This window comes from Duganella sp. AC237, assembly GCF_979254035.1.
Genome location: NZ_CEEDEW010000003.1, coordinates 6,824,571 through 6,849,433, shown reverse-complemented (window position 1 = coordinate 6,849,433; position 24,863 = coordinate 6,824,571). Strand labels below are relative to the sequence as shown.

Annotated in this window: 21 protein-coding genes and 1 tRNA gene; 17 read left to right on the top strand and 5 right to left on the bottom strand. The window is 63.9% G+C overall.

The window, feature by feature from the left end; all coding sequences use genetic code 11:
• Window positions 1–558, top strand: a complete 558-nt coding sequence (locus AC0IYS_RS30250; protein ID WP_471708651.1) for a hypothetical protein — start codon at window positions 1–3, stop codon at window positions 556–558.
• A gap of 6 nt (window positions 559–564) precedes the next feature.
• Here the strand turns inward: AC0IYS_RS30250 and AC0IYS_RS30245 are convergent, their stop codons facing one another.
• On the bottom strand, window positions 565–954 hold the full coding sequence (locus tag AC0IYS_RS30245) for a helix-turn-helix domain-containing protein (protein WP_471708650.1): 390 nt from the start codon (window positions 952–954) through the stop codon (window positions 565–567).
• Window positions 951–2,240, bottom strand: coding sequence for a type II toxin-antitoxin system HipA family toxin (locus AC0IYS_RS30240; RefSeq protein WP_471708649.1), 1,290 nt, complete (start codon window positions 2,238–2,240; stop codon window positions 951–953). Before AC0IYS_RS30240 ends, AC0IYS_RS30245 begins: the two co-directional genes overlap by 4 nt.
• 266 nt (window positions 2,241–2,506) lie before the next feature.
• On the opposite strand from AC0IYS_RS30240, the gene AC0IYS_RS30235 reads away from it, so the two are divergent.
• The 5 genes from AC0IYS_RS30235 (at window position 2,507) to AC0IYS_RS30215 (ending at window position 8,302) form a co-directional block, all read left to right on the top strand.
• Entirely contained in the window at window positions 2,507–3,487 is a 981-nt protein-coding gene (locus AC0IYS_RS30235) for an ABC transporter substrate-binding protein (protein WP_471708648.1), read from the top strand.
• A 33-nt stretch (window positions 3,488–3,520) separates the two neighbouring features.
• On the top strand, window positions 3,521–4,342 hold the full coding sequence (locus tag AC0IYS_RS30230) for an ABC transporter permease (protein ID WP_471708647.1): 822 nt from the start codon (window positions 3,521–3,523) through the stop codon (window positions 4,340–4,342).
• A gap of 1 nt (window position 4,343) precedes the next feature.
• A complete protein-coding gene (locus AC0IYS_RS30225; protein ID WP_471708646.1) occupies window positions 4,344–5,141 on the top strand; it encodes an ABC transporter ATP-binding protein in 798 nt (265 codons plus the stop codon).
• Window positions 5,142–5,205: 64 nt separating this feature from the next.
• On the top strand, window positions 5,206–6,978 hold the full coding sequence (locus tag AC0IYS_RS30220; RefSeq protein ID WP_471708645.1) for a sensor histidine kinase: 1,773 nt from the start codon (window positions 5,206–5,208) through the stop codon (window positions 6,976–6,978).
• 1 nt (window position 6,979) lies between these two features.
• Complete coding sequence (locus tag AC0IYS_RS30215; protein ID WP_471708643.1) at window positions 6,980–8,302, top strand: sigma-54-dependent transcriptional regulator; 1,323 nt, start codon at window positions 6,980–6,982, stop codon at window positions 8,300–8,302.
• 67 nt (window positions 8,303–8,369) lie between these two features.
• Here AC0IYS_RS30215 and AC0IYS_RS30210 read toward each other — a convergent pair whose 3' ends face one another.
• Window positions 8,370–8,936, bottom strand: a complete 567-nt coding sequence (locus AC0IYS_RS30210; protein WP_471708642.1) for a c-type cytochrome — start codon at window positions 8,934–8,936, stop codon at window positions 8,370–8,372.
• Window positions 8,937–9,139: 203 nt separating this feature from the next.
• Here AC0IYS_RS30210 and AC0IYS_RS30205 point away from each other — a divergent pair.
• The 4 genes from AC0IYS_RS30205 to AC0IYS_RS30190 all read left to right on the top strand — a co-directional run bounded on the left by AC0IYS_RS30205 (window position 9,140) and on the right by AC0IYS_RS30190 (window position 12,320).
• Window positions 9,140–9,215: transfer RNA gene (locus AC0IYS_RS30205), tRNA-Arg, on the top strand.
• Window positions 9,216–9,728: 513 nt separating this feature from the next.
• Complete coding sequence (locus tag AC0IYS_RS30200; RefSeq protein ID WP_471708641.1) at window positions 9,729–11,258, top strand: FAD-dependent monooxygenase; 1,530 nt, start codon at window positions 9,729–9,731, stop codon at window positions 11,256–11,258.
• Between the two features lie 217 nt (window positions 11,259–11,475).
• A complete protein-coding gene (locus tag AC0IYS_RS30195) occupies window positions 11,476–11,853 on the top strand; it encodes a DUF4148 domain-containing protein (protein ID WP_471708640.1) in 378 nt (125 codons plus the stop codon).
• Between the two features lie 95 nt (window positions 11,854–11,948).
• Complete coding sequence (locus tag AC0IYS_RS30190) at window positions 11,949–12,320, top strand: DUF4148 domain-containing protein (RefSeq protein WP_471708639.1); 372 nt, start codon at window positions 11,949–11,951, stop codon at window positions 12,318–12,320.
• A gap of 24 nt (window positions 12,321–12,344) precedes the next feature.
• Here AC0IYS_RS30190 and AC0IYS_RS30185 read toward each other — a convergent pair whose 3' ends face one another.
• Window positions 12,345–13,115, bottom strand: coding sequence for a substrate-binding periplasmic protein (locus AC0IYS_RS30185; protein WP_471708638.1), 771 nt, complete (start codon window positions 13,113–13,115; stop codon window positions 12,345–12,347).
• A gap of 139 nt (window positions 13,116–13,254) precedes the next feature.
• On the opposite strand from AC0IYS_RS30185, the gene AC0IYS_RS30180 reads away from it, so the two are divergent.
• From AC0IYS_RS30180 to AC0IYS_RS30165, 4 genes are all read left to right on the top strand, one after another.
• Entirely contained in the window at window positions 13,255–15,900 is a 2,646-nt protein-coding gene (locus AC0IYS_RS30180) for a xanthine dehydrogenase family protein molybdopterin-binding subunit (RefSeq protein WP_471708637.1), read from the top strand.
• Window positions 15,897–16,424 carry a (2Fe-2S)-binding protein gene (locus AC0IYS_RS30175; RefSeq protein ID WP_471708636.1) on the top strand — a complete coding sequence of 176 codons (528 nt, stop codon included), beginning with the start codon at window positions 15,897–15,899 and terminating at the stop codon, window positions 16,422–16,424. Before AC0IYS_RS30180 ends, AC0IYS_RS30175 begins: the two co-directional genes overlap by 4 nt.
• Window positions 16,421–17,440, top strand: coding sequence for a hypothetical protein (locus tag AC0IYS_RS30170; RefSeq protein ID WP_471708635.1), 1,020 nt, complete (start codon window positions 16,421–16,423; stop codon window positions 17,438–17,440). The genes AC0IYS_RS30175 and AC0IYS_RS30170 overlap by 4 nt, the downstream gene beginning before the upstream one ends.
• 130 nt (window positions 17,441–17,570) lie before the next feature.
• Window positions 17,571–18,530, top strand: a complete 960-nt coding sequence (locus AC0IYS_RS30165; protein WP_471708634.1) for a thioredoxin fold domain-containing protein — start codon at window positions 17,571–17,573, stop codon at window positions 18,528–18,530.
• Here AC0IYS_RS30165 and AC0IYS_RS30160 read toward each other — a convergent pair.
• Window positions 18,523–19,434, bottom strand: coding sequence for a LysR family transcriptional regulator (locus AC0IYS_RS30160; protein ID WP_471708633.1), 912 nt, complete (start codon window positions 19,432–19,434; stop codon window positions 18,523–18,525). The genes AC0IYS_RS30165 and AC0IYS_RS30160 overlap by 8 nt on opposite strands.
• 105 nt (window positions 19,435–19,539) lie before the next feature.
• On the opposite strand from AC0IYS_RS30160, the gene AC0IYS_RS30155 reads away from it, so the two are divergent.
• The 3 genes from AC0IYS_RS30155 to AC0IYS_RS30145 all read left to right on the top strand — a co-directional run bounded on the left by AC0IYS_RS30155 (window position 19,540) and on the right by AC0IYS_RS30145 (window position 24,862).
• Window positions 19,540–20,370, top strand: coding sequence for a TauD/TfdA dioxygenase family protein (locus AC0IYS_RS30155; protein ID WP_471708632.1), 831 nt, complete (start codon window positions 19,540–19,542; stop codon window positions 20,368–20,370).
• 112 nt (window positions 20,371–20,482) lie between these two features.
• On the top strand, window positions 20,483–24,025 hold the full coding sequence (locus tag AC0IYS_RS30150) for a response regulator (RefSeq protein ID WP_471708631.1): 3,543 nt from the start codon (window positions 20,483–20,485) through the stop codon (window positions 24,023–24,025).
• An 18-nt stretch (window positions 24,026–24,043) separates the two neighbouring features.
• On the top strand, window positions 24,044–24,862 hold the full coding sequence (locus AC0IYS_RS30145) for a CheR family methyltransferase (protein ID WP_471708630.1): 819 nt from the start codon (window positions 24,044–24,046) through the stop codon (window positions 24,860–24,862).
• Window position 24,863: the final 1 nt, after the last annotated feature.

Sequence of the window (24,863 nt, the reverse complement as noted above, 5' to 3'; positions counted from 1 at the left end):
ATGCGTCTGCGTTATCTGGCACCGATATTTTTTACGCTGTTGCTCAGCGGCTGCGGCGATTCCTACACGCCCGGCAATCTTTACATGGCGACCACGCCCGAGTGCAAGACGTGGCAGGAGGGCTCGCGCTTCGAACTGCCGCGCGGCATGAGCGTGGCCACCACGCCGCCTGTGACATTGCCGGAGGGCGGCGCCGAGTTCACGTTCGTGTACATCCTGCCGCGCGGCGAGCGCGCGCGTTTTCTAACGCGCGATTACAACGTCACCGCGCCGAAGGGGCCGGTGCTGCACAAGGCCGAGCTGGTCACGTTGTACCAGCGCACCACCAACTCGCGGCCGGAGATCGTCGACTCCATCCCCAAGGTGCCGGACATGTTCGTCGCCAGCGCGTCCGGCGAAGAGACGTTGTGGCGCGTGCGGGTAAGGGTCAAGGAGAAGCTGCCGGAGCGTTTCGACATTGTCTCGCCGGCGTTCGAGATCGGGTTGAAGGAATATCCCGTGCGCACGTTCACGTACCGCTACTTCCCGGAGCGCAAAGCGTTTGGCCTGTGCAGCTAGGCCGGCTTACCCCTCGGTCGCATCGTACGACGCCAACAATTTTTTGATTTCTTCCATCACCTGGCGGGCATCGCGTGCGTCCGCGCCCTGCGGCTTGGGCTCGTCGTCGGTGCGCAGGGTTTCGGTACGCACGAAGGCCACCTCCAGGCCGAAAAAGGCGCCAATGCGGTTCAGGGTGCCAACGGTCGGATTGCCGGTCCCGCCTTCAATCGCCTTGATCACCTTCGTGCTGACCCCGCGATGCGCTGCGAATCCGGCCTGGGTCAAGCGGGAAACGGCACGCATCTCCTTGACCGAGTCCTGCAGGTTGATCTCGCCGCGTGCGATGGCCTCGTACAGTTGAGCGCGCCGCTGTCGGAGTTGCTCTTTGCCGGCCTTTCTTCTGGTTGGCGTCATGATGCTTTCAAGGTTTGTAGTTGCTGAATTTGCGTCGCGATGTGAGGTTGGAGGAACGCCACGATATCGTCGTCGACGCCGGCCGCTTTCATGTGCCGCTCCAACGCGCTTAATTGAACGCTAAAGCCATGCAGTGCCAATCCAATCACGTCGCGCTCCGCATCGTCGATCTCGAGCGCGTCCAGGATCGGGCGCCACTCGTGCAATTCCTGCCTGGTCCCGGGTTGGTACCAGCGTGCGGCGCGGGCAATACCGGCCGGGTCCAGGTACATCGGCGCAAAGTCGAACAGCGGAGTCAGGCGCACCGTGTCGCCGAGCACTTGCACAGCGGTGTTGCGCGCGTGATTGTCGGTGTTGCGCATGGCCAGATTCAAAATGTCGCGTTTGAGAAACTCGATGGTTTCGCCGGTCGGGTCGGTGACGACGGCCCGGATCGCCGACAAAAGCTCGAACTGGCTTGGTGTGTTGTCGAAGCCGACGATGCCGGCCAGCGAGGCGGCGCTTTCCTGATGCAGGCGCTGCACTTTGCCATGGCGGACAAGCCGGTCGAATCTCGGGATGAACAGGGTGTCATCGAGGTAGCGCGGCGTACCGATGGTGCGCAGACCCATGGCCGCGGCGACCTTCATATAGGCCGCTTCGTTCCTGAGCACCTTGTGGTCCGCGTCGGCTTTGCCGCGCGCGCGTTTGACAATGAAGTGCTCGGCCGCCTGGCTGTCCGGCAGGGCCGCATCGGCGTGCCACAAGCCTTGCTGGTCGGTGGTGAGCAGATATTTTGGCGCCGCGCCCTGCACCCCGAGGCTGCCGGTCGTGAGCATGGCGTGGATCAGCATGTCTTCGCTGAACGCTTCGCCACGGCCGATAATGTCTTCCATTGAAAACCCCTTGAGTGGGGCTCCGGTGTCATGTCTGATGACGTGGTTCTTGTAGTAGGCCGCCGCCTCGGCCACGCGTACCCGGCCGATGGGATTGAACGCTCCCGCGCACATCAATGGAAAGTCGGCGGCGGCATTGTCGGCAAGCTGTAGTTCGCCCAGCAAGTACTGTCGGCCACCGCCTTGGGGAATCAGATCGAAAAGGAACGCGGGCCATTGCTTGAGCATGTGCATTTCCGCGCTGACAGGAAAGCACAGCGAGACCGGTTCGACCCCGGTCTGGAACGCGTAGTCGAGATCGTATTCAAAGATCGCGGGCCTGCGCGGATTACCGCCGGCCGGCTCGATGAGCGTCACTTCGGCGCAGTCAACCCAGTCATCGTCTCGAAAAATTTGGAAATGACAATTCATTTCAGTTTCCTGGCAGCCTTTAGGGGCTGATTATGGGATTAAGTATGTCATATTAGTCCCTATAGGTGCCATATCCGATGTATTGCCTGCGCAAATTAGCGAGTGCGGTAATCCGCATTGTTTTTGGGGGGAAGTGCGGTTTTCCGCGCTGGATGCGGACCAGATAATTCGCTGACGCCTTAAAAATCAAGGGCTTATCTTCAGCGTGGTGCTTGGCACGGAAGCTGCAATGTCTCCAACCACAACAAACACAATGGAGACACGCAATGCCGAAATCCCTGCCCAAATTCCGTCTGCTGGCCCTGACCGCCGCCATCGCCTTCGCTTCAACCGCGCAAGCGCAGGAAGTCGTCCGCCTCGGCAACCTTAAATTCGCCCACTACGGCGCCGTCTCGTACATCAAGGAAATCGCGCCCAAGTGCGGCCTGAAGGTCGAGGAGCACATCTTCGCCAAAGGCCCGGACGTCATGCAAGCCATCTTGGCGGGCGAGCTCGACGTTGGCGCCACCGCTTCAGAAGCGGCTATCTCCGGCCGCGCCAACGGCGCGCCCATCTACGTGGTGGCCGGCTTCGCCAAGGGTGGCGCCCGCCTGGTTGCCCGTCCCAACGAGGGCATCAAGTCCATCAAGGATTTGAAGGGGAAGAAAGTCGGCGTCACGCGCGGCGGCATCCACGAGGTGTTGCTGATCGCCGAGCTTGCCCAAGCCGGCCTGACCTCGTCCGACAAGCCGGGCAAGGATGTGCAGCTGGTGTTCCTTGCCTTCGCCGACCTGAACCAGGCGCTGATGGGCAAGAACCTCGACGCCATCATGCAGAGCGAGCCGCAATCGTCGCAAGCGATCAATAAGGGCTACGGCGTCGAGGTGATGAAGCCGTACGACACCGCCATCGGCGAGCCGGTGCGCACGATGGTGATGAGCGAGAAGTTCTACAACGAGAAGCGACCGCTGGCGCAGAAGTTCATGAACTGCTTCGTCCAGGCCACCAAGACGTTTATCGACAACCAGGCCGTCGCCGAGAAATACGTGCGCGAGTCGATGTTCAAGAACCAGATCACCAAGGACGACTTCGAGGACGCGATCAGCAATTCGCCTTACAGCTACGACGTCACCGCCGAGCACATCCAGATCACCACCGACATCATGCTCAAGACCGGCGTTGGCCGCATGAGCAAGCCGCCGGTGGCCAGGGATTGGGTCAAGACCGATCTGCTGGACGCTTCGAAGAAAAGCCTGGGCATCAAATAAACCCACCAATAGCAAGAATACGCAGGAGACACCATGAACAAACAAGACTGGCGCCAGAGCGCCACCGGGGCCGTTGTCCCGATTCTGATCGTCGTGCTGTGGCAGGCCAGCGCCATGCTCGGCTGGGTCAATCCGCAAGTGCTGCCGTCGCCGGTGGCCGTGGTCAGCAAATGGATCGAGTATCTGTTGCCGCTGACCGTCTACGACCCGGCCGCCAGCTCGTGGATCAGCTGGGCGTTCTCCGGCGAGCTGCTGGGCGACACCTTGAGCAGCCTGTATCGCGTGGTGGTCGGCTTCGCCGTCGGCGCCGGGCTGGCCTTGCCGCTGGGCCTGATGATGGGCGCGAGCCAGCGCATGTATGCCTGGCTCAATCCGCTGATGCAGGTGCTGCGGCCGATTCCGCCGATCGCGTACATCCCGCTGGCGATCCTGTGGTTCGGCCTGGGCAACGCACCGGCCGTGTTCCTGATCGCGCTCGGCGCCTTCTTCCCGGTGCTGGTCAACACCATCGCCGGCGTGCGCCAGGTCGACGGCATCTATATCCGTGCCGCCCGCAACCTGGGCGTCAACCAGCGCACGATGTTTATCCGCGTGATGCTGCCGGCGGCCGTGCCGTACATCCTGTCGGGCGTGCGGATCGGTATCGGTACCGCGTTCATCGTGGTGATCGTCTCGGAGATGATCGCCGTGAACAACGGCCTCGGCTTCCGCATCCTCGAGGCGCGCGAGTACTTCTGGTCGGACAAGATTATCGCCGGCATGATCAGCATCGGCCTGCTGGGCCTGATCATCGACGTCGGCATGAACAAACTGAACAATCATTTGCTGCGGTGGCACCGTGGTCTGGAGAATTGAGATGAACCCTACCCATATTCAAGTCAGCGGTGTCAACAAAGTCTTCAAGACCGACAGCCGCGATGTGGTCGCGCTGAAGGACATCAACCTCGATATTCCACAGGGCCAGTTCGTTTGCCTGCTGGGACCTTCGGGCTGCGGCAAGTCGACCTTGCTGAACGCGGTCGCCGGCTTCTCGTTGCCGTCGTCCGGCACCATTACCGCCGACGGCAAGCTGGTTACGGGTCCCGGACCGGAGCGCGGCATGGTGTTCCAGGAATACGCGCTGTTCCCGTGGATGACGGTGGAAAAGAACATCGCCTTCGGCCTGGAGATCAAGGGCATGGACCAGTCCGCGATCACGGCCAAGGTCGACGAGTTGCTGGCGATGCTGTCGCTGAGCGATTTCCGCCACCGTTTCCCGAAAGACCTGTCGGGCGGCATGCGCCAGCGCGTCGCCATCGCCCGCGTGCTGGCGCTGGATTCGCCGATCATGCTGATGGACGAGCCGTTCGGTGCTTTGGACGCACTGACGCGCCGCAATCTGCAAGACGAACTGTTGCGCATATGGGCCGAGCTGAAGAAGACGATCATTTTCGTCACCCACAGCATCGAGGAGGCGATCTACCTGGCCGACCGCATCGTGGTGATGACCTACCGTCCCGGCACCGTCAAGCGCGACATGCTGGTTGACCTGCCGCGCTTGCGCGACCCGGCAGCCGCCGAGTTCAACGCGTTGAAGCGCGAACTGGGACAGCTGGTGATGGAAGAGCAGCAACGCCACCACAACGACGAGATGCGGATGGCCGCCGTCGATTAGCCGCCGCAGGGTCGGACCCATCCGGGTCCGACCCTGGTTTGCGGGGTTACAGTAGAATCTGCCGATGCGCGCCAAAAAACCCCTGCTCCTTCTGTTCGCGTTGCTCTGCGCGGTGGGCGTCATCGCCGCTTCGTATCTGGCCGGCACCTCGCGCGCCCGTGCCGACCTGCGCTTGCAAGGCCAGCGGCAATTGCAGCTGATGGCGCCCGATCTGCAATCGCTGCTGCAAAAATATGAGACGCTGCCGTTCGTGCTCGGCTTCCAGCCGGACCTGATCGAAGCGCTGGCGAACCCGTCCGACACGCACGCGATCAGCCGCCTCAACAGCACCTTGAAAACCATCCAGCAACAGGCCAACGTCGGCGCCATCTACGTGATGGACCGCGACGGCCTGACCATCGGCGCCAGCAACTGGGACCAGCCGCTGGGCTTTGTCGGCAAAAACTTTTCCTACCGTCCGTATTTCGACGCCGCGCTCAAGGGCAGGGCGGGGCGCTTCTACGGCATCGGCACCAGCACCACCGAGGCCGGCTACTTCATCGCCCAGCCGGTATACGGCAACGGCAGCGCCGGCGGGCCGGTCACCGGCGTGGTCGCCGTCAAGATCAGCCTGGCGGACTTCGAACGCACCTGGCGCAGCAGCGACGACGCCATCGTGCTGGCCGACCGCAGCGGCGTCATTTTCCTCAGCAACCGGCCCGACTGGATCTACCGCAGCCTGACGCCGCTGGACGCGGCCACCGAGCGGCAACTGGCGCATACCCAGCAATACATGGGCAAGACCGTGACGCCGCTGAGCGGCCAGCCCGACCTGTTCGTCACGCAATCGGTGGGCCAACTGGGCTGGCAGTTGATGCTGTTTCCCGGACAGTCGCGGGTGCTGCGCGCCGGCCTGCAATGGGCGCTGGCGGCGGTCTTGCTGCTGGCGTGCGTCGCGTTGGCGGGCTGGGCTTCGCACCAGCGCCGGCGCCGGCTGGAGGAGCGGCTGGCCTCGCGCGCGGCGCTGCAAAAGGCCGAGCTGGAGCTGAACGACAAGATTGTCGAACGCACGCGGCAGCTGCGCACCACCAACCAGCACCTGGAAAGCAAGTACGCCAAGCTGCAGGAAACCGAACACCTGCTGCGTTCGACGCAAAACGAACTGGTGCAGGCGGGCAAGCTGGCGATGCTGGGACAGATGGCGACAGGCATCACCCATGAACTGAACCAGCCGCTTGCCGCAATTCGCGCCTTTGCCGACAACGCCCGCGTCTTCCTCGAGCGCGGGCAGGGCGAGCAGGTCGCTGGCAACCTCGCTCATATCAGCGAGGCCAGCGCGCGCATGGGCGCCATCATCGGCCAGCTCAAGGGCTTCGCGCGCAAGGACGAGACCCTTGGCACGGTCGAGCTGGCCGCGTCGGTGCGGGCGTCGGCCTTCCTGCTCGACAGCGAATTCAGGCGCAACGCCGTCACCCTCGAGATCGACATCGGCGTCGAGAACCTGAAAGTGACCGGCGACAGCGTACGCATCGAACAAGTGCTGATCAACCTGCTGCGCAACGCGCTGGACGCGGTCGAGAGCGCCGAGCGCCGCTTGGTCGCCATTCGCCTGGCGCGTGACGGCGACAGCGCGCTGGTCAGCATCAGCGACAGCGGCGAAGGCATCCCGGAGCAAGTCGTGGCCCACCTGTTCGAACCGTTCTTCACCACCAAGCCTTCCGGCAAGGGCCTTGGTCTGGGGCTTGCGATCTCATCGTCGATCGTGCAGGCGATGAACGGCCAGCTGACGGCGCATAATCAGACCGACGGCGGCGCGCGCTTCGAGCTGCGCCTCCCGCTACAACAACAAGGAGCATGACGTGCAGGCCATCCTGATCGAAGACGAAGCCGCGCTGCGGCTGGCCACCAGCCAGACCTTGGAACTGGGCGGCTTCAGCGTGCAAGCGTGCGCCAGCGCGGAGGAGGCGCAAGCGCTGCTGCGCGCCGACTATGCCGGCGTCATCGTCACCGACGTACGCCTGCCGGGCCGCTCCGGCCTGGACTTGCTGGCGCAGATCGCCGCGCTCGACGCCGAACTGCCGGTGATCGTTGTCACCGGCCACGGCGACGTCGAGATGGCGGTGGCCGCGATGCGCGGCGGCGCCTACGACTTCATCGAAAAGCCCTTCGCCAGCGGCCGCCTGCTGGACGCCGTGCGGCGCGCGCAGGAGCGGCGCCGGCTGGTGCTGGAAAACCGCCAGCTGCGCACCGACCGCGCCCAGCATCCGGACTTGCCCGACCTGATCGGGCGCTCGGCCGCCATCGAACAATTGAAGATCCTGGTGCGCAACGTCGCCCCGGCCGGCGTGGATGTGCTGATCAACGGCCAGACCGGCACCGGTAAGGAAGTGGTCGCCCGCCTGCTGCACGCCGCCAGCGGACGCAAGGGTAACTTCGTCGCCATCAACTGCGGCGCGTTGCCCGAGTCGGTGTTTGAAAGCGAAATTTTCGGCCACGAGGCGGGCGCCTTCACGGGCGCGCAAAAGCGCCGCGTCGGCAAGCTCGAGTTTGCGCAAGGCGGCACCGTCTTTCTCGACGAAATCGAAAGCATGCCGATGGCGTTGCAGGTCAAGCTGCTGCGTGTGCTGCAGGAGCGCAAGCTCGAACGCCTGGGCGGCAATGACTCGGTCGCGCTCGAATGCTCGATCGTCGCCGCCACCAAGGTCGATCTGCTGCAGCTGAGCGCGCAGGGCCACTTCCGCGAAGACTTGTACTACCGCATTGGCGTTGTCAGCATCGAGCTGCCGCGCCTGCGCGACCGGCGCGAGGACATTCCACTGCTGCTGGCCCACTTCGCCGCCGATGCCGCCGCGCGCTACCGTCGTCCTGTGCCGGCCTGGACCGCGCAGCAGATGGCGCAATGGCAGGCCGGGGACTGGCCGGGCAACGTCCGCGAACTGCGCAATTTCGCCGAGCGGCTGGTGCTGGGTATCGTCACCGCGCCGGGAAATGCGCCGTCGGTCGTGGTCGGCGACGCCATGTCGCTGCCGCAGCAGGTTGACCATCACGAGCGCGAATTGATCGTCCAGGCGCTGGCGGCCGTCGACGGCAACGTCGGCTTGGCGGCCGACAACCTGCTGGTGCCGCGCAAGACGCTGTACGACAAGCTCAAGAAGTACCAGATCGGCACCGGCCGCAAATAAGTTCGCGAATGTTTGGACGAAAAAAAACCGGTCATGCAGACCGGTTTTGTTCATTGCCGCTTGCCGATTACTTAGGATTGGCGGGATCGACGGTTTTTTCCGGTCCTGGCGCCGCAGCCGGAGCGGCCGGCACTTCAGGCTCCTTGAACTTGGCGCCCGCCTGGTTGGCCATGAAGACCACTGCGCGTGCCACTTCCACGTCGTCCAGGTCCGGGTTGCCGCCTTTAGCGGGCATTGCGCGCAAACCTTCGATCGCGTGTTTGACGATGGTGTCGTAGCCTTGCGCGATGCGGGCCGCCCAACCGCCGGCGTCGCCGACTTTCGGTGCACCGGCGACGCCCGCGCCGTGGCAGGCCGCGCAGGTGGAGGTGTAGATGGCTTCGCCCGATTGCAGCACCTTCGGCGCGTTCACGTCCTTGAAGGTGAAGCCCGCGTCGGCGACGGGGGAGAGGCGGGCGGCGATTTGCTCCGGGGCCTGGCTGTTGGAGCCGGCGCCGGTCAATTTATCTTCCGTGACGTACTTGACCAGCAGGACAATGCCTAAGACGGTGACTAAGAAAAAGCCGATCACAGCAGCAGCAAGCTGTTTGGGTGTTCTGATTGCGGATTCGTGTTCGTTATGTGCGTCGCTCATGATTTCCTTAACAGACTAATGTCGAGCCGGGGTGGCGTGCGAAAAACTGATCAAGCAGCTGCCTTGCAAAACCTTCACCAAACGGGCGATTATAGACTCAAAAATCCCGGTATGGAAACGCAAAGGTGCTCAAAACGACACTTTCCGTGGACGGGAAGCGATAAAAACGGTATCCTACGGCTCACTTCAAGAAATCCCCCTACGCGGCTGTAGCTCAGTGGATAGAGTATTGGCCTCCGAAGCCAAGGGTCGTGGGTTCGATCCCCGCCAGCCGCACCAAAAAAATCAACAATATCATAGAGTTGCGCTCAAACAGCGCGGGTTCCTGCTGGCCAAACCTTTTATAGTCTGGGTAGGGCCGGTGTAGGATTCGATGGCGGGAAATAGGCTAACAATTTTCCCTCTCGCCATATTGAGTTGGAGTTTTTCGAAAAAACTTCAATTTTCTGGAGGAAAGTCATAATTTTCGATAGAAGATAGATCTGGCGGCGCACATTATCCCTCATAAGCTCACAACGCCGGGATGGCCGCCTAAAGGATGAACGGCGTGCGCGAGCGTGCTACACTTCCGGGGTCGAAAAAGGTGGGCCGGCGTGGTGAGCCCCGGCCAACTCCAACCATGGAGCAAAATTTTCCCGGCCACCGAGGCCGGGGACCACGACGAGAGCGGACGTGCGCCGATTTCTCGTGGACTTTTTTGACTTGGCACCGCTGCTCCCCCAGCCGCGCCAGCGTTCCCGCGCGATCGACACACGTCCTTTGATGAGCCATTTGGCAAAAAGGACGTTTCTTATGCATACTCCCATTCTCGTTGTCGGTGGGTCCCTCGTTGGACTTTCCACGTCGCTGTTCCTCGGCTGGCGCGGCGTACCGCACATCCTCATCGATAAACATCCAGGCAGTTCGCCCCATCCGCGCGCCATGGGCTTCACGGAAACAACGTTGGAGCATTACCGGGCCGTCGGCATCGCCGATCAAATCCCCCAAGTGCCCGCCGGCGCCCGTCTGCGACGCGTGACCGTCGACAGCCTGGTCGGTGACTGGTGCAGCGAGCAGGCCTGGACGCCGGGCGAGGCGCCGCCGTGCCCGCTCGAGCAATCGCCGTGCACCGGCGCGGCGATCCCGCAAGACACGTTGGAGCCGATATTGCGGGCGGCGGCGATTGCACGCGGCGCGGAGCTTCGCGCCAGCACCGAGCTCACCGGTTTCCGGCAAACCGAAGGGGGCGTGCTAGCCCAGGTCCTCGACCGCACCAGCGGACAGCGCTACGAGATCAGCGCGGACTACATGATCGCCGCCGATGGCGCCAACAGCCCGGTCAGGGAGGCGCTGGGCATTACGCGCAGCGGCATCGGGCATCTCGGCATCCTTCGCAGCGTGCTGTTCCGTTGCTCCGAAGCGGATGCCTTCCTGCAGCGCGGCGCGCAGCAGTTCTCCATCGAGCAGGAGGGCTTCCGCGGCTTCCTGACCACGTACGGGGACAGCCGCTGGGTGCTGATGCTGGACGGCGACGAGGAGCGCACCGAAGCCGCGCTGCGGGCGGCGATCCGCCGCGCGCTTGGCGCCGACATGGCGTTCGACATCATCACGACGGGGCGCTGGGAGTTGGCGGGCCGCATCGCCGATGCCTACCGCCAGGGCCGCGTGTTCCTGGCCGGCGACGCGGCGCATCAGCTGCCGCCCACCCGGGGCGGCTTCGGCGCCAACACCGGTATCGACGATGCATGGAATCTCGCCTGGAAATTGCAGCGTGTGATCCAGGGCGAGGCCGGGCAGGCCTTGCTCGACACCTACGACGCGGAACGGCGTCCCATCGGCTGGCTGCGGCACCAGCAGACCTTTTCACGTCCCGATTATGCCGAGCGCGCCGGCGCCGCTTTCGTGCCGGAGGCACTGTTCAGCAACGATGCCATGGAGTTTGGACAGCTGGTCCGGTCACGGGCGGTGGCCGGCGCCGGGTCCGAGTTGCCGGCCGCCGCCACGCCCCAGCAATGGGCGGGGCAACCCGGCACGCGCGCGCCGCACGTGTGGGTGAACCAGGCGGGCCGGCGGATGTCGTCGCTGGACTTGTTCGGCAGGGAGTATGTGCTGCTGACGGCAAACCCGGAATGGCGGGCAGCGGCAGGGCGCCTGCGGCTGCGGTCGATCGATGTCGGCGACGATGTCATTTTCCCGCCGTCGCAACCGTTCGCTGAAGTGTTCGGTGTTCCTGCCTTGGGCGCGATATTGGTGCGGCCGGACGGCGTCATCGGCTGGCGCAGCCTCGTTGGACCCAAAGAAGACGGCATTGAGACCCTCTCGGCCTCTCTGCTGCTCGCCTAAGACAGACGCACCTTGATACAGGCAAAGGCCCGATAGGTTTCTCCTATCGGGTCGATAGATTTAAATCGATTGCTATTAGATCGTACACTATGTAAAGTACACACATCGGCGCGCTGCAAACGAAACAAGCCACAGAAAAATAGCAAGCGATTGAATCGCAAGTTATCTGAAGGGCACGCAGTGAACCACCATCCAAACACTTTAAAGGAGATTTACCATGAAAAACGCCGCCATCGCCCTGACCATCGCCCTGCTGTCCTCCTCGGCCGTGTACGCCCAGGAAGCTCCCCAACTGACTCGTGCCCAGGTTGTCGCCGAGTACAAAGCCGCTGTCGCAGCTGGCTTGGCACCGAACTCGGGCGAACTGTATGCAGGTTCCAGCCCAGAGGCTGTCTCGACCAAGACCCGCGACGAAGTGCGCGCCGAACTGCGCCTGGCCCAGCAACGCGGCGAGGTTGTCAGCGGCGAACAATATCCGCAGTTCGAGACCGAGGCCGCCGTGTCGATGATCACCCGTGCGCAAGTCCGCGCCGAGCTGGCCGCCTACCTCAAGGCCAACCCGCATCCGGTCGGCGAAGTCAGCCTGTATCTGTGATCACGGGATAAACAAGTCCATAAATATAGCTCACTATCTAATCGCTAATTATCTACAGCCGCAGTCAGCCAACTCAAACTTTAAGGAGTCACACCATGAAAAACGTCGCCATCGCCCTCTCCATCGCCCTGCTGGCATCCACCGTCGTGTACGCCCAGGAAGCGCCTCAAGTTACCCGCGCCCAGGTTGTCGCCGAATACAAAGCCGCCGTCGCGGCGGGCCAGGCGCCGAATTCCGGCGAACTGTACGCCGGTTCCAACCCAGAGGCTGTCTCGACTAAAACCCGTGACGAGGTGCGCGCCGAACTGCGTCTCGCCCAGCAACGCGGCGAAATCGCCAGCGGCGAACAATATCCGCAGTTCCAGACGGAAGCCGCCGTGCCGGCCGTGACCCGCGCGCAAGTTCGTGCCGAGCTGGCCGCTTACCGCCAGGCCAACCCGTATCTGGTCGGCGAAGCGAGCCTGTGACCGGCCCGTCCAACCGCAGGCGGTTCAGTGCCACGAAGGCAGCGCATACCGGGCCAGTATGCGCGAATAAGTCTGGTCCTTGCGCATCTCGATCAGCGCGCGGTTGAAGGCGTCGCGCAGGTCGCGCTCGCGGAAGCCGACCTTGAAGCCGGTGGTGGCGTCGAAAATGGCATGGTAGTCCAGCGCCACTTGCGTGTTGAACTCGGCGCTGAACTGCTTGCGATACCACTCGAAGACTTGCTTGTCGACGACGATGACGTCGACCCGGCCGAACCAGAACATCTTGTTTTGGGCTTGCTGGTTGGAGGGCTGGAAATAATTACCGGGGAAGCGGCCGTCGGCGCCCGGCCGGTAGCGCGCTTCGAAGGCGGGACCCAGGTCGCGCCAGCCGTTTTGCCAGATGGCGAAGGTGTAGCGGTCCAGGTCGGCGATGGTCTTGAGCACGATGTGCCGGTCGCGCCGCGAGATGGCGACGTTGTGGAACGTGACGAACTCGTCCGAGAAATACACGCCGCGGCCATCGCTGCCGCGCACGCTCACAGCCAGGTCGACGCCATCGCCCTCCCTGAACGGCAGCAGCCGCACGTTGGGCGTCTCCCGGAACGTCACGCGACGTCCCGCGCGCCGCAGCGCCTCGGTGACCACGTCCGCCTCGATGCCCCCGGCTTTGCCTTGCGCATCGCGGAACGAGAACGGCGGCCGGTTGCCTTGATAAACCGCCACGAGCTCGTCCGACCGTGCGCGGGCGGTCAGGCTCGCCACGGCGAGGATGCACATTACTGCCAGTCTTTTCATAGTCCGCTTGGTATTGCGATTTTGCATTGTGACAATGTGAGATTTTTCATGCCCAGCCGCAATGGTACGATAATTCCTACTGGAAATTCCGATATCGTCGCAGTTCGCGCCCGGAAATAGGTTATTAGGAAACGGAATTATGGGTATTACTCCAGAAGTCAGCCGTCGTACCTTTTTAAAAGTATTGGCCAGCGGCGCGACCGTCGGCTTGTCGGTGACCAGCCTGCCCGGCATGGCGATGAACGCGTCGAGGCCGCGCTTGACGGAGATACCGGCCTGGGCGCCCGAGCCGGGCCGGGCCCGATGGCGCATCGACGGCCTGCCGAAGGTGCTGGGACAAAAAATCTACGCGCGCGATTTCAAGGCGCGCGACTTCAAGGACTGGCCGCAGAACGAGCAGTTCCTGTACGCGGTGCGCTGCGACCGCTACGACCAGGTGGTGACCGGATACGACCTGGGCATGCTGCCCGCCGGCTTGCGTCCGGTGGCGGTGATCGACGCGCAGGCCCTGGTCGACAAAAAGCTCAAACTGGCCGACGGCATGAACAGCCCGTTCCTGGCCAGTATCGGCAAGCCGGCGGACTTTTTCGGACAGCCGGTGGCGATGCTGATTTTCGCCAATTTCGATGTCTACCGCCGCGCCGTCAAAATCCTGCAATTCAATCCGGACGTGATCAAGTACGGCGCGCCGGCCGCCACCGCGACCGGCACGTATCAGCCGGTCACCAGCTATGTCCGCGACGACGCGAAAAATTTTAACTACGTCTATACCCCCAACTACGCAGCGAACAAGCAGGCGGTGGCCGCCGGCATCTCGGCGGCGATCGACGGCAAGACCTGGCCCACCTTCACACGCCAGTTCTATACCCAGACCATCGATCCGATGTTCATGGAGCCGGAGTCGGGCATGGCGTGGTACGACCCCGCCACCCAGCAACTGAACCTGGTGCTGGGCACGCAGTCGCCCAGCGGCGACCTGCGCAACGCGGCCGACATCTTCGACGGCAGCGCCTACCCGGTGAAAGACATCGATTTGTTGTCGTGCTACCCAGGCGGCGGCTTCGGCGGGCGCGATTCGTCGCTGTTTTCGATGTACCTGGCGCTGGCGGCGCCGTTCTCCAGCGGGCCGCTGCGCTGGGCGCAAAGCCGTTTCGAGCAGTTCCAGGTCGGCCTGAAGCGCTGCGAAACGGATTTCAGCGAGACCCTGGCGGTGGACGCCAACGGCAAGATCCAGGCGTTGCGTTGCGATTTCACGCTCAACGGCGGCGATCAGATGAACCTGACGCCGTTTGTCGCGCAACTGGCCGCGCTCAGTTCGATGAGCTGCTACAACATTCCGCGCGCGATCGCCAACGCCAGGTCGATGCAAACGCCGCAGTTGATGGGCGGTTCGCAGCGCGGCTTCGGCGGGCCGCAGGCCTTCATGGCGATCGAGACCCTGCTCGACGAAGCGTCGCAGGCGCTCAACATCGATCCTTTCGAGCTGCGCCGCCGCAACCTGCTGGGCAAGGGCCGTGGCGCCACCGTGACGGGCGCGCCGATCCTGCAGGACCTGCAGCTGGAAGAGATGTTGCAGCGCCTGGAGCGGCATCCGCTGTGGCAAAACCGCAAGCTGACGCAGCAGGCCAGGCAGCGCCAGGGGCTGCTGTACGGCGTCGGCTTCGCGCTGTCGAACGAGGCCTACGGCACCTCCGGCGACGGCATGTTCGGCGCCGTGCAAATCGAGCCGACCGGCACCATCACCATCTACACCCCCTATATCGATATGGGCAATGGCGCCGCCACAGCGCTCGGCCTGGCGCCGGCGTCCTACCTCGGACGCAACGCCAACAGCATCAACATGGGCGAGACACAGCTGTTCGACTCGCTGAACCTGACCACCAGCCTGCCCAAGCCGCCTGCGCCGGTGCCGCCAAACTACGTGCTCAAGGCGTCCGGCTCGGCCAGCGCCTGCCTGGGCGCTTTCTACCAGTACCACGTGGTGGAGCAGGCGGGGCTGGCGCTGGTGTTGCAGACCTTGCTGCCGGCGGCCAACGCCATCTGGGGGCGGGAGGTGCCGGCCGCCGCGTTGCGCTGGAAGGACAACCGGCTGCACGCCGAGGGCGTCAAGTCGCTGCCGTGGTCGGCGCTGGTCAAGCAGGCCACGCGCATGCGCCTGCCGATGGTGGCGGTGGTGCACGCCAGCTATGTCGGCGGTTTTGCCACGGCGCCGTTCACCTTCCGCAGCGGCGCCACGACCTTGCCGCTCGACTATGTCGCCATGGGCCTGACGGTCGATACCTTGCAGCCGATTGCGCGCGGCCAGGTGGTCAACCCGCCGTTGATCAACTTCCGGTTCGGCCGCACCACTTACGCGCCTTGCGGTTCGCTGGTGGCGGCCACGATCGAGCCGCGTACCGGCGTGATCGCGGTCGAGTCGGTGGTGTCGGTGCTCAGCGCCGGCGTCCAGCATTGCCCGCAGATGGTGTCCGGCCAGTCGCAGGGGGCGATCGCGATGGCGCTGGGGAACGTGTTGCTCGAGCATTGTCCGAACGACCGCAGCGGGCCGGGCAACGGCACCTGGAACCTGAACCGCTACGCCATCGCGCGCTCGACCGATATTCCGCAACAGGAATTGATCGTGCTGCCGCCGGCGCCGGGCGAGACCACCGCGCGCGGCATCGCCGAGGCGGTGATGTGCCCGATCGGTCCTTCCATCCTCAACGCGCTGGCGATGGCCACCGGCGGCAAACGCTATACGACGACCCCGGTCACCGCCCGCGCCGTCCTGGAGTCCCTGAAATGACACAGCCCATCCGTTTTCACATCAACGACCAACCCGTGCAGGCCGACGCCGGCGACGCCGACATGGCACTGATCGATTTCCTGCATGAGCGACAGGACCTGACCGGCACCAAATTCTGTTGCGGCATCGGCGTTTGCCGCGCCTGCACCGTCGCCACCCGTGAAGGTGGCGACGATGTCCTGGAGAAGACGCTGTCCTGCTCGACGCCGGTCAGCGCGGTCGAGAACATCTCGATCTACACGGTCGAAAGCCTGGGTTCGGAACAGGCGCTGGCGCCGTTGCAGCAAGCCTTCCTGGAAAATTTCTCTTTCCAGTGCGGCTACTGCGCGCCCGGATTTTTGATGGCGGCCACCGCCATGCTGTCGCATCTGAAGCGGGCGCCGGTGCCGGCCTCGCAGCTCGACGAGGTCATGGAGACCTGGGTCGGCGGCAATCTGTGCCGTTGCACCGGCTACGTGCGCTATATGGAGGCGATCCGCAAGGTGGCCTTGCCCTATACGCTGGGTGGCGGGGTGCAATTATGAGCCTGCCTTCGCTGCTGTCCTTGATCCCGGCGCTGTTGCTGGCCGCCACGATGGGCATGGCGCAAGCCGCGCCCAAGGCCGCCGCCGTCAGCAAATACAGCAAGCAAAGCGCCGTCGAGTACGGCCAGGTGTGCGCCGACATGATCGGCCAGATTCCCGCCTTCGATTGCCTGGACGGCAGCATCGTGCCGATCACCGTCGATGGCAAGACGCCGACCGAGTACAAGCCCGGCATGACGTGCGACCGGCCGGCGCTGCTGCCGTATCCCGGCGATTCGTTCGGCCAGTGCACGCCGTATTCCCGCTTGCTCAATCTGTCCTACGGCAAGACGCAAATCTCGGCCATGTGCCGGCGCGAACAGTTGCGCGATCCGAACAGCAAGTTCTTCGACGAGGTCGACATCGTCGCCCACAATGTCGATACCGGCGACACCTGCTGGTTCCACGCCGAGGGCAAGCCGGGCCAGAAGACCGGCTTCGACGCCTCGCGCGTGCCGCCGCCCAACGAAAAGGCGCCGCCGCCGCAGCGCATTGCCTCCGGCCAGTTCTGGTGGACGCCGGCCGCCACCGCGTCGAAAAACTGCCTGAGCTGCCACGACGCCGATCCCTTCATGTACAGCCCGTGGATCGGCCAGCTCAAGTATCTGTTGCCAGCCGATCCGCTGGGCCGCTACAGCAACGTCGGCAAGGAGTTCGCGCAGTGGCATTCGAATAGCATCAGCACGCGCGACAACACTTGCATCGGTTGCCACCGCATAGGCGACCAGGCAAGCTGCTCGCAATTCGTGCCGATGGCCGCCGGTAAAATACCGGCAAAGGGCGGCAACGCGCTGGCCAACAGCTATCCGTTGAGCCACTGGATGCCGGTCAACAACGATCAAAGCAAGGAGTTCTGGGAGCAGGCCAACCTGGAATCGCTGAACCAGCTGTTGACGTGCTGCGCCGATCCGAAGAATCCGATCTGCACGATCAAGCCCATCGTCGCGCCGCCCAAGGCGGGCAAGTCCGGACGCTGACGTCGCAGCGCCACTGCCGAACGGTCTAATTTGGTTAAATATGCAATAATTTATTATTGCTATGTTTCGCGTTGATGTTTCGATCCCTCGAAGCGTGCGCGCCGGCAAATTTCAATCAAAAGGGGAAGTTATGGGCGGGTCGGCGAGCAAGCGGTCACAATCGACGTTATCGGGTTATGGACGCGCCGTCGGGCGCGCGGCATGCGTAGCGGCCATCATCGCGGCGTTGCCGGCGACGGCGCTGGCCGACGGACGCTCCGCCGTGCAGAATTTGTTTGCCAACGCCGCAACCGCCAGGCTGGCTCCAAGTTTCGACCAGAAGACCACGCAGGCGACGCCGTCGCTGGTGCGCGGCATGTATGTGCTGACCACTTCCAAGGGCGAGTTCGCCGGCTTCGTCAACGAAGCCGGTACGCTGTGGGGCGACGTTAATGAGATGCGGGTGTATTCGCCCAGCGGCGCGCAGCCGCGTCCGATCACCCCGCAGGAACGCGACGCGCTGCGCGCCGAGATGATGTCGGCGATCGAATACGACAAGCTGATCAAGGTCACCTATGGCGACGGCGGCGGCCGCAAGATGCTGATGTTTTCCGCGCTCGACTGCGGGTATTGCAAGATGTTCGAACAGCAGTTCAGCAAAGTGGGTCCCAACAATAACCTCGCGTTCTATGTAGTGCCGTCGTCGTTGCGGCCCATCAAGGCCGGCGGGCAGGAGGCATGGCAAGGCGTGTCCCAGATCTGGTGCGCACCGGACAATGGGCAGGCGTGGAAACACTATTGGGCCACCGACGAGTTGCCGGCGCCACGCCAGTGCGGCATCGATGCCGCGAAGGCTGAGCGCGACGTGCACTACCTGTCGTCGCTGATGAAGGTGGCTGGCGTTAAAGTCACGGGGACGCCGCAATTGGTGCGCGAAGACGGCGTGATGATTCACCCCGGGGACTTCAAGGCATATCTGAAGTTGCGGTCACCAGTGCAGTCGGAGCCCAAGCTGGTATGGCTGGCGGCGGCGGATCCAACCGTCCAGGCGGCTACGCCGTCCAACAACAAAATCAACGTCGGCGAGAAGCTGAAAAAGCTGTTCAACTAAGATCCTCGCGCGCCAACGCCGCCGCCAACATGTCGGTGAAGACACGGATCTTTGTCGAGCCCCGGCGGCTGGCCGGATACACCGCGTGGATCACCACATCCATGTCGCCGGGGTTGGCGTCGTACTCCGGCAGCACGGGCAGCAAGGCGCCGGCGGCCAGATCGTCGCGGATCAGCCAGTCGGCCAGCAGCGCCAATCCCACCCCTCCCAGCGCCGCCTGGCGCAGCATTTCCGAGTTATTCACGTTCAGGCTGCCTTGCACGTCGATGTCGGCCTGCTCGCCGTCGCGCCGCAACCGCCAGCTGTGCCGATTGGCGCCGTAGGAAAACTGCAGGCAGTTGTGTTGCGCCAGCTCGGCCGGCGTCTGCGGCGCACCATGCCTTGCGAGATAAGCGGGACTGGCGCAAATATGCCGCCGATGCGCCGCCAGTTCGCGCGCGATCAGGTGCGGCTGCTGTTGCGGACTGCCGATGCGGATGGCGACGTCGACCGCCTCCTCGACCAAATTAATGTAGTTGTCGCTCAGCCGCACGTCCAGCGTGACCTTGGGATGGCGGCGCGCGAACTCGGGCAGCAGCGGGGCGATATAGCGCACCGCCAGCGTGACCGGGGCGGCGATGCGCAGCACGCCGCTGGGCTCGGCGTCGCGACCGGCGGCGGCGTCGTCGGCCTCATCCAGCGCGGCGAGGATTTGCGTGGCGTGCTCGACGTAGGCGCGGCCGCTGTCGGTCAAGGTGATGCTGCGCGTCGAGCGGTTCAGCAGCGGCGCGCCGAGGCGCTGCTCCAGCGAATCTACCAGCCGCGTCACCGACGAGGTGGCCACGCCCAGCTGGCGCGCGGCCGCCGAAAAGCCGCCATTGCTGGCGACCAGGCAAAAGGCTTTCAGTTCGGCGAATCTGTCCATGGTGGCGTTGCGTCCAGCGCAAAGGTGTATGCGAATCCATTCATATTATCATCAGCGCATGGTGCCTATATATTGATTTCATACATTTCAGGCTTAGGAGGCCACATGAATATCACCCCGCTCCCCGTCGGCTTTGGCGCCATCATCGAAGGCTTGGACCTGCGCGACGCCGGTCCCGGCACGGCCAAGCTGCTGCGTTCGGCATTGCTCGAGCACGGCCTGCTGGTCATCCGCGGCCAGACCTTGACGCCGCAGCAACAAATCGCCGCGACCGGCTTGTTCGGCACACTGGAGACCTTCCCCACCATGCGCGGCCAGTTGGACGGCCTCGAGGAAATCTTCCGCGTCGCCAGCCGGCCGGAGGACGGCCACGTCGAAGTGGGCCGCTACTGGCATTCGGACGGCTCCTTCCGCGCCGATCCGACACCGATTAGCTTGTGGTATTCGGTGGCGCAGGCCAGCGAGGGCGGCGATACGCTGTTCACCGACCTGCAACGCGCCTATGCCGAGCTGGACGACGATATCCGCCAGGAGTTCGATGGTCTTAATACCGCGCATCGCAACGGCGTGGTCCATCCCCTGGTGCTCAAGCATCCGAAAACCGGAATTCCCGCGCTGTATCTGAACCTGGGGCTGACGGGCGGCGTGCTGGGATACGACCCTGACCGCTCGCAGGCGCTGATGCAGGCCGTCGATCGCCATTATTCGCGTGACGGCGCGACCTACCGCCACCATTGGCTGCCGGGCGACGTGGTGGTGGCCGACAACCTGCACGTGGCGCACAAGGCGACGCCGATCAGCCCGCAGTCGCGCCGTATCCTGAACCGCACCACGGTGCGCGCCGACGGCGTCATCTGGCACGAGGCGGCAAGTACATCGGCGGCCAATTCGATGCCCGCATCGACAGCGGCGCCGGCGGCGGTCCGGACGGCGTAACAAGATGTGCGTGGGGACCATGTTATTTCCCCCACGCACGGTTGGAGTGACGCTCTGGTTAAACTTGTATTTGAGATAAAATCTTGCTTCTCCAGTTATCTTGGTCCGTGCCATGCCCACTAAAACCCTCGACGACGCAGCTTTCCGTCGTATTCTTGCCCGCAACATCACATTGCCGCTGGCCGCCGGCGTGGTCAGCGCCGGCGTGTTCGTTGTGCTGCTGGTATATCTGGTCACGACCATGAACTGGGTCGAGCATAGCGAGCGCGTGATCGGCAACGCTAGCGAGATCAGCAAGGAAATGGTCGATATGGAGACTGGCCTGCGCGGCTATATGCTGGCCGGCGACGAATCCTTCCTCCAGCCCTATGTGCTGGCCAAGCCGAAGGTGGCCTCCAGCCTGGCCAGCCTGGCGAAACTGGTGGAAGACAACCATGCCCAGGTCGACCGGCTGCGCCTGATCGAGGCTCAGCACCGGCAATGGGATTTATACGCGCAGGAAATGATACGGCTGCGCGCCGCCAACGGCGATGTGACCGGCCCGGTCAAGACCGGACGCGGCAAGAACCAGTTCGACGAGATCCGCCGCCAGCTCGACGCTTTTCTCGAGGTCGAGATGCGCATGCGCCAGGACCGCAACGCCTCGGCGCGCAGCGTCACCATCAGCGTGGCGGTGGTCTACCTGCTGCTGACCCTGGGCGTGGGCGGCGCGCTGGCATGGTTCGGGCGGCGCGAGCTGCTGGGCCTCTCGAAAACCTATAACGCCGTGCTGCTGCAGCACACCGAACACGCCGATCTGTTGCAGCAGCAAGCCTGGCTGCGCACCGGCCAGAGCGAGCTGGCGCAGCAGGGCATCGGCCAGCTGGCCCTGCCGCAATTGTCGGCGGTGCTGCTGCAATTCCTGGCGCGCTACATGAACGCGGTGGTTGGCGCGCTGTATCTGCGCAACCCGGACGGCAGCCTGCGCCGCGTGGCGTCGTACGGCTTCAGCGCCGAGTGGGAACGGCGCGACCAGCAGCTCAAGTCCGGCGAGAGCCTGGTGGCGCAAGCCGCGCTGGAACGCCGCCTGATCCGCCTCGACCGGGTGCCGGCCGATTACATCCAGGTCGCCTCCGGCCTGGGCGCCGGGACGCCGGCCAGCGTGCTGCTGGCGCCGCTCGACAACGACGGCCAGATCAACGGCGTGGTTGAAATCGGCCTGCTGCGTCCAATCGCGGTGCGCGACATGGATTTCCTCACCCTGGTCAAGGGCAACATCGGCAACGCCATCGAGGCCAGCCAGTCGCGCCAGCGCTTGCAGGAAGTGCTGGAGGAGACCCAGCAGCTCAACGAGGAATTGCAGGTGCAGCAGGAGGAATTGCGCACCGCCAACGAGGAACTGGAAGAGCAGTCGCGCGTGCTGGAGGAATCGCAGGCCAGCCTGGAGAACCAGAAGGCCGAACTGGAACAGACCAACGAGCAACTGGCCGAGCAGGGCACCGCGCTGGACCAGAAAAACGCCGCGCTGGTCAAGGCGCAGTCGGACCTGGAGGAGCGCGCGCGCGAGCTGGAGCGCGCCAGCCAGTACAAGTCGCAGTTCCTGGCGAACATGTCGCACGAGCTGCGCACGCCGTTGAACAGTTCGCTGATCCTGGCCAAGCTGCTGTCGGAAAACTCCGCCGGCAACCTGAACGACGAGCAGGTGCGCTTCGCCAACACGATTTACTCGGCCGGCAACGATCTGCTGAACCTGATCAACGACATCCTCGACATCTCCAAGGTCGAGGCGGGCAAGCTGGAGCTGGTGCCGGAGCAGCTGTCGCTGCGCCACGTGGTCGAAGGCATGGCGATGGTGTTCGAGCCGCTGGCCCAGCAAAAGAAACTGGGCTTCCACGTGCAGGTGGCCGACGATTTGGCCACGCACATGGTCACCGACCGCCAGCGCTTGGAACAGATACTGAAAAACCTGCTGTCGAACGCGCTCAAGTTCACCAGCAACGGCCAGATCACCCTGGCCGTGCATGCCGCCGGCGACGGCGCGGTCGGCTTCTCGGTGCAGGACACCGGCATCGGCATCCGCCAGGAAGACCAGCAAGGCATTTTCAACGCCTTCCAGCAGGCCGACGGCACCACCAGCCGCAAGTACGGCGGCACCGGCCTGGGCCTGTCGATCTCGCGCGACCTGGCGCACCTGCTGGGCGGCGCGATTAGCCTGGTCAGCGAACCGGGCAAGGGCAGCTGCTTCACCCTGACCATGCCGTTGCGCTGGACCGCGCCGGAGCCGGGACCGCGCGTCGGCAGCGCCAGCGCGCCGGCCAGCATGGATGACAATGGTGGCGGCGGCGTCGGCGCCTACGCGGCCACGTCGCTGGGCCTGGCGATCGCCGCGACGTCGCCGCCGGCCCGCGGCGACGACGGTACCGAAGAGGCGCCGCCGCGCGTGCGCGCCTTCGACGACGACCGCGAGCAATTGCCGCCCGGCGCCGACAACGCCCGCTCGGTGCTGGTGATCGAGGACGACCCCACCTTCGCCCGCATCCTGTACGACCTGGCGCACGAAAAGCAATACCGCTGCCTGGTCGCGTTCGACGCCGACGAGGGCCTGGAGCTGGCGCGCCTGCACCGTCCGAACGCGATCCTGCTCGATATCCGCCTGCCGGACCGCTCCGGCCTGTCGGTGCTGCAAATGCTCAAGGACGACGCCCAGACCCGCCACATTCCGGTGCACGTGGTGTCCGGCTCGGATGCCGGCGAGGCCGCGCTGCACCTGGGCGCGATCGGTTTCGCGCTCAAGCCGACCACGCGCGATCAGTTGATGGAAGTGTTCCGCCGCATCGAGACCAAGCTGACGCAAAAGATCAAGCGCGTGCTGCTGGTCGAGGACGACGACCGCCAGCGCGACAGCGTGGTGCAGCTGATCTCCGACGACGATGTCGACATCGTCGACGTCGGCAGCGGCGAGGAGGCGCTGGCGCTGCTGCGCACCACCGTGTTCGATTGCATGATCATCGACCTGAAGCTGCCCGACATGCAGGGCAACGAGCTGTTGCAGCGCATGTCCGGCGAGCAGCTGGCGGCGTTCCCGCCGGTGATCGTCTACACCGGCCGCAACCTGTCGCGCGCCGAGGAGGCCGACCTGCACAAGTATTCGCGCTCGATCATCATCAAGGGCGCCCGCTCGCCGGAGCGCCTGCTCGACGAGGTGACCTTGTTCCTGCACAAGGTCGAGGCCGACCTGTCGTCCGAGCGCCAGACCATGCTGCGCACGGTGCGCTCGCGCGACCGCGTGTTCGAAGGCCGCCGCATCTTGCTGGTCGACGACGACGTGCGCAACATCTTCGCGCTGACCAGCGCGCTGGAGCAGAAGGGCGTGCTGGTCGAGGTCGGCCGCAACGGCTTCGAGGCGATCGAAAAGCTGGACCAGAATCCGGACATCGACCTGGTGCTGATGGATGTAATGATGCCCGGCATGGACGGCCTGGAGGCGACGCGCCATATCCGCGCCGACGCCCGCTTCGCCCGTCTGCCGATCATCGCCATCACCGCCAAGGCGATGAAGGACGACCAGGAGCAGTGCCTCGCCGCCGGCGCCAGCGATTACCTGGCCAAGCCGATCGACCTGTCGCGCCTGTATTCCCTGCTGCGGGTGTGGATGCCCAACGGCGAGCGCGCCTGATGAAGCGGAGGACCACGCATGCAACATAGCGACACCGACATCGAGCTCAAAGTGTTGATGGAAGCCATCTACATGAAGTACAGCTACGATTTCCGCGACTACACCGGCGCCTCGCAAAAGCGCCGCGTGCTGCATGCGCTCAAGGAAATGGAATGCGCCAGCATCTCGGCGCTGCAGGCGCGCATCATGCACGAGCCGGCCGCGTTCAGCCAGCTGCTGCAATACCTGACGATCCCGGTGACGTCGATGTTCCGCGATCCCAGCTATTTCAAGGCGCTGCGCGAGCAGGTGGTGCCGGTGCTGCGCACCTATCCGTCGCTGAAGATCTGGATCGCCGGCTGCAGCACCGGCGAAGAGGTGGTGTCGATGGCCATCCTGCTCCGGGAGGAAGGCTTGCTCGAGCGCAGCATGATCTACGCCACCGACATCAATCCGCAGTCGCTGGAGAAGGCGCGCAAGGGCGTTTTCCCGCTCGACGCCATGCAGGAATATACGGCCAATTACCAGGCCGCCGGCGGCACCCGCAGCTTTTCCGACTACTACACGGCGGCCTATAATGCTGCCCTGTTCGACAGTTCGCTGTGCGAGAACGTCACCTACGCCGACCACAGCCTGGCGACCGACGCCGTGTTCGCCGAGACCCATTTGATCAGCTGCCGCAACGTGATGATCTATTTCAAAAAGAGGTTGCAGGAGCGCGCGTTCGGACTGTTCCACGAATCGCTGTGCCATCGCGGTTTTCTCGGCCTCGGCAGCAAGGAAAGCATCGATTTTTCCGCCTACGCACCCAGTTTCGAACCGGTGCAAAAGCGCGAGCGGCTGTTCAGGAAGCGTTAGA

What these genes read in the sequence shown, in the direction of transcription:
- AC0IYS_RS30250 (WP_471708651.1), top strand. Translation starts at nt 1, where the DNA reads ATGCGTCTGCGTTATCTGGCACCGATATTTTTTACGCTGTTGCTCAGC.
- AC0IYS_RS30245 (WP_471708650.1), bottom strand. Translation starts at nt 954, where the DNA reads ATGACGCCAACCAGAAGAAAGGCCGGCAAAGAGCAACTCCGACAGCGG.
- AC0IYS_RS30240 (WP_471708649.1), bottom strand. Translation starts at nt 2,240, where the DNA reads ATGAATTGTCATTTCCAAATTTTTCGAGACGATGACTGGGTTGACTGC.
- AC0IYS_RS30235 (WP_471708648.1), top strand. Translation starts at nt 2,507, where the DNA reads ATGCCGAAATCCCTGCCCAAATTCCGTCTGCTGGCCCTGACCGCCGCC.
- AC0IYS_RS30230 (WP_471708647.1), top strand. Translation starts at nt 3,521, where the DNA reads ATGAACAAACAAGACTGGCGCCAGAGCGCCACCGGGGCCGTTGTCCCG.
- AC0IYS_RS30225 (WP_471708646.1), top strand. Translation starts at nt 4,344, where the DNA reads ATGAACCCTACCCATATTCAAGTCAGCGGTGTCAACAAAGTCTTCAAG.
- AC0IYS_RS30220 (WP_471708645.1), top strand. Translation starts at nt 5,206, where the DNA reads ATGCGCGCCAAAAAACCCCTGCTCCTTCTGTTCGCGTTGCTCTGCGCG.
- AC0IYS_RS30210 (WP_471708642.1), bottom strand. Translation starts at nt 8,936, where the DNA reads ATGAGCGACGCACATAACGAACACGAATCCGCAATCAGAACACCCAAA.
- AC0IYS_RS30200 (WP_471708641.1), top strand. Translation starts at nt 9,729, where the DNA reads ATGCATACTCCCATTCTCGTTGTCGGTGGGTCCCTCGTTGGACTTTCC.
- AC0IYS_RS30195 (WP_471708640.1), top strand. Translation starts at nt 11,476, where the DNA reads ATGAAAAACGCCGCCATCGCCCTGACCATCGCCCTGCTGTCCTCCTCG.
- AC0IYS_RS30190 (WP_471708639.1), top strand. Translation starts at nt 11,949, where the DNA reads ATGAAAAACGTCGCCATCGCCCTCTCCATCGCCCTGCTGGCATCCACC.
- AC0IYS_RS30185 (WP_471708638.1), bottom strand. Translation starts at nt 13,115, where the DNA reads ATGAAAAGACTGGCAGTAATGTGCATCCTCGCCGTGGCGAGCCTGACC.
- AC0IYS_RS30180 (WP_471708637.1), top strand. Translation starts at nt 13,255, where the DNA reads ATGGGTATTACTCCAGAAGTCAGCCGTCGTACCTTTTTAAAAGTATTG.
- AC0IYS_RS30175 (WP_471708636.1), top strand. Translation starts at nt 15,897, where the DNA reads ATGACACAGCCCATCCGTTTTCACATCAACGACCAACCCGTGCAGGCC.
- AC0IYS_RS30170 (WP_471708635.1), top strand. Translation starts at nt 16,421, where the DNA reads ATGAGCCTGCCTTCGCTGCTGTCCTTGATCCCGGCGCTGTTGCTGGCC.
- AC0IYS_RS30165 (WP_471708634.1), top strand. Translation starts at nt 17,571, where the DNA reads ATGGGCGGGTCGGCGAGCAAGCGGTCACAATCGACGTTATCGGGTTAT.
- AC0IYS_RS30160 (WP_471708633.1), bottom strand. Translation starts at nt 19,434, where the DNA reads ATGGACAGATTCGCCGAACTGAAAGCCTTTTGCCTGGTCGCCAGCAAT.
- AC0IYS_RS30155 (WP_471708632.1), top strand. Translation starts at nt 19,540, where the DNA reads ATGAATATCACCCCGCTCCCCGTCGGCTTTGGCGCCATCATCGAAGGC.
- AC0IYS_RS30150 (WP_471708631.1), top strand. Translation starts at nt 20,483, where the DNA reads ATGCCCACTAAAACCCTCGACGACGCAGCTTTCCGTCGTATTCTTGCC.
- AC0IYS_RS30145 (WP_471708630.1), top strand. Translation starts at nt 24,044, where the DNA reads ATGCAACATAGCGACACCGACATCGAGCTCAAAGTGTTGATGGAAGCC.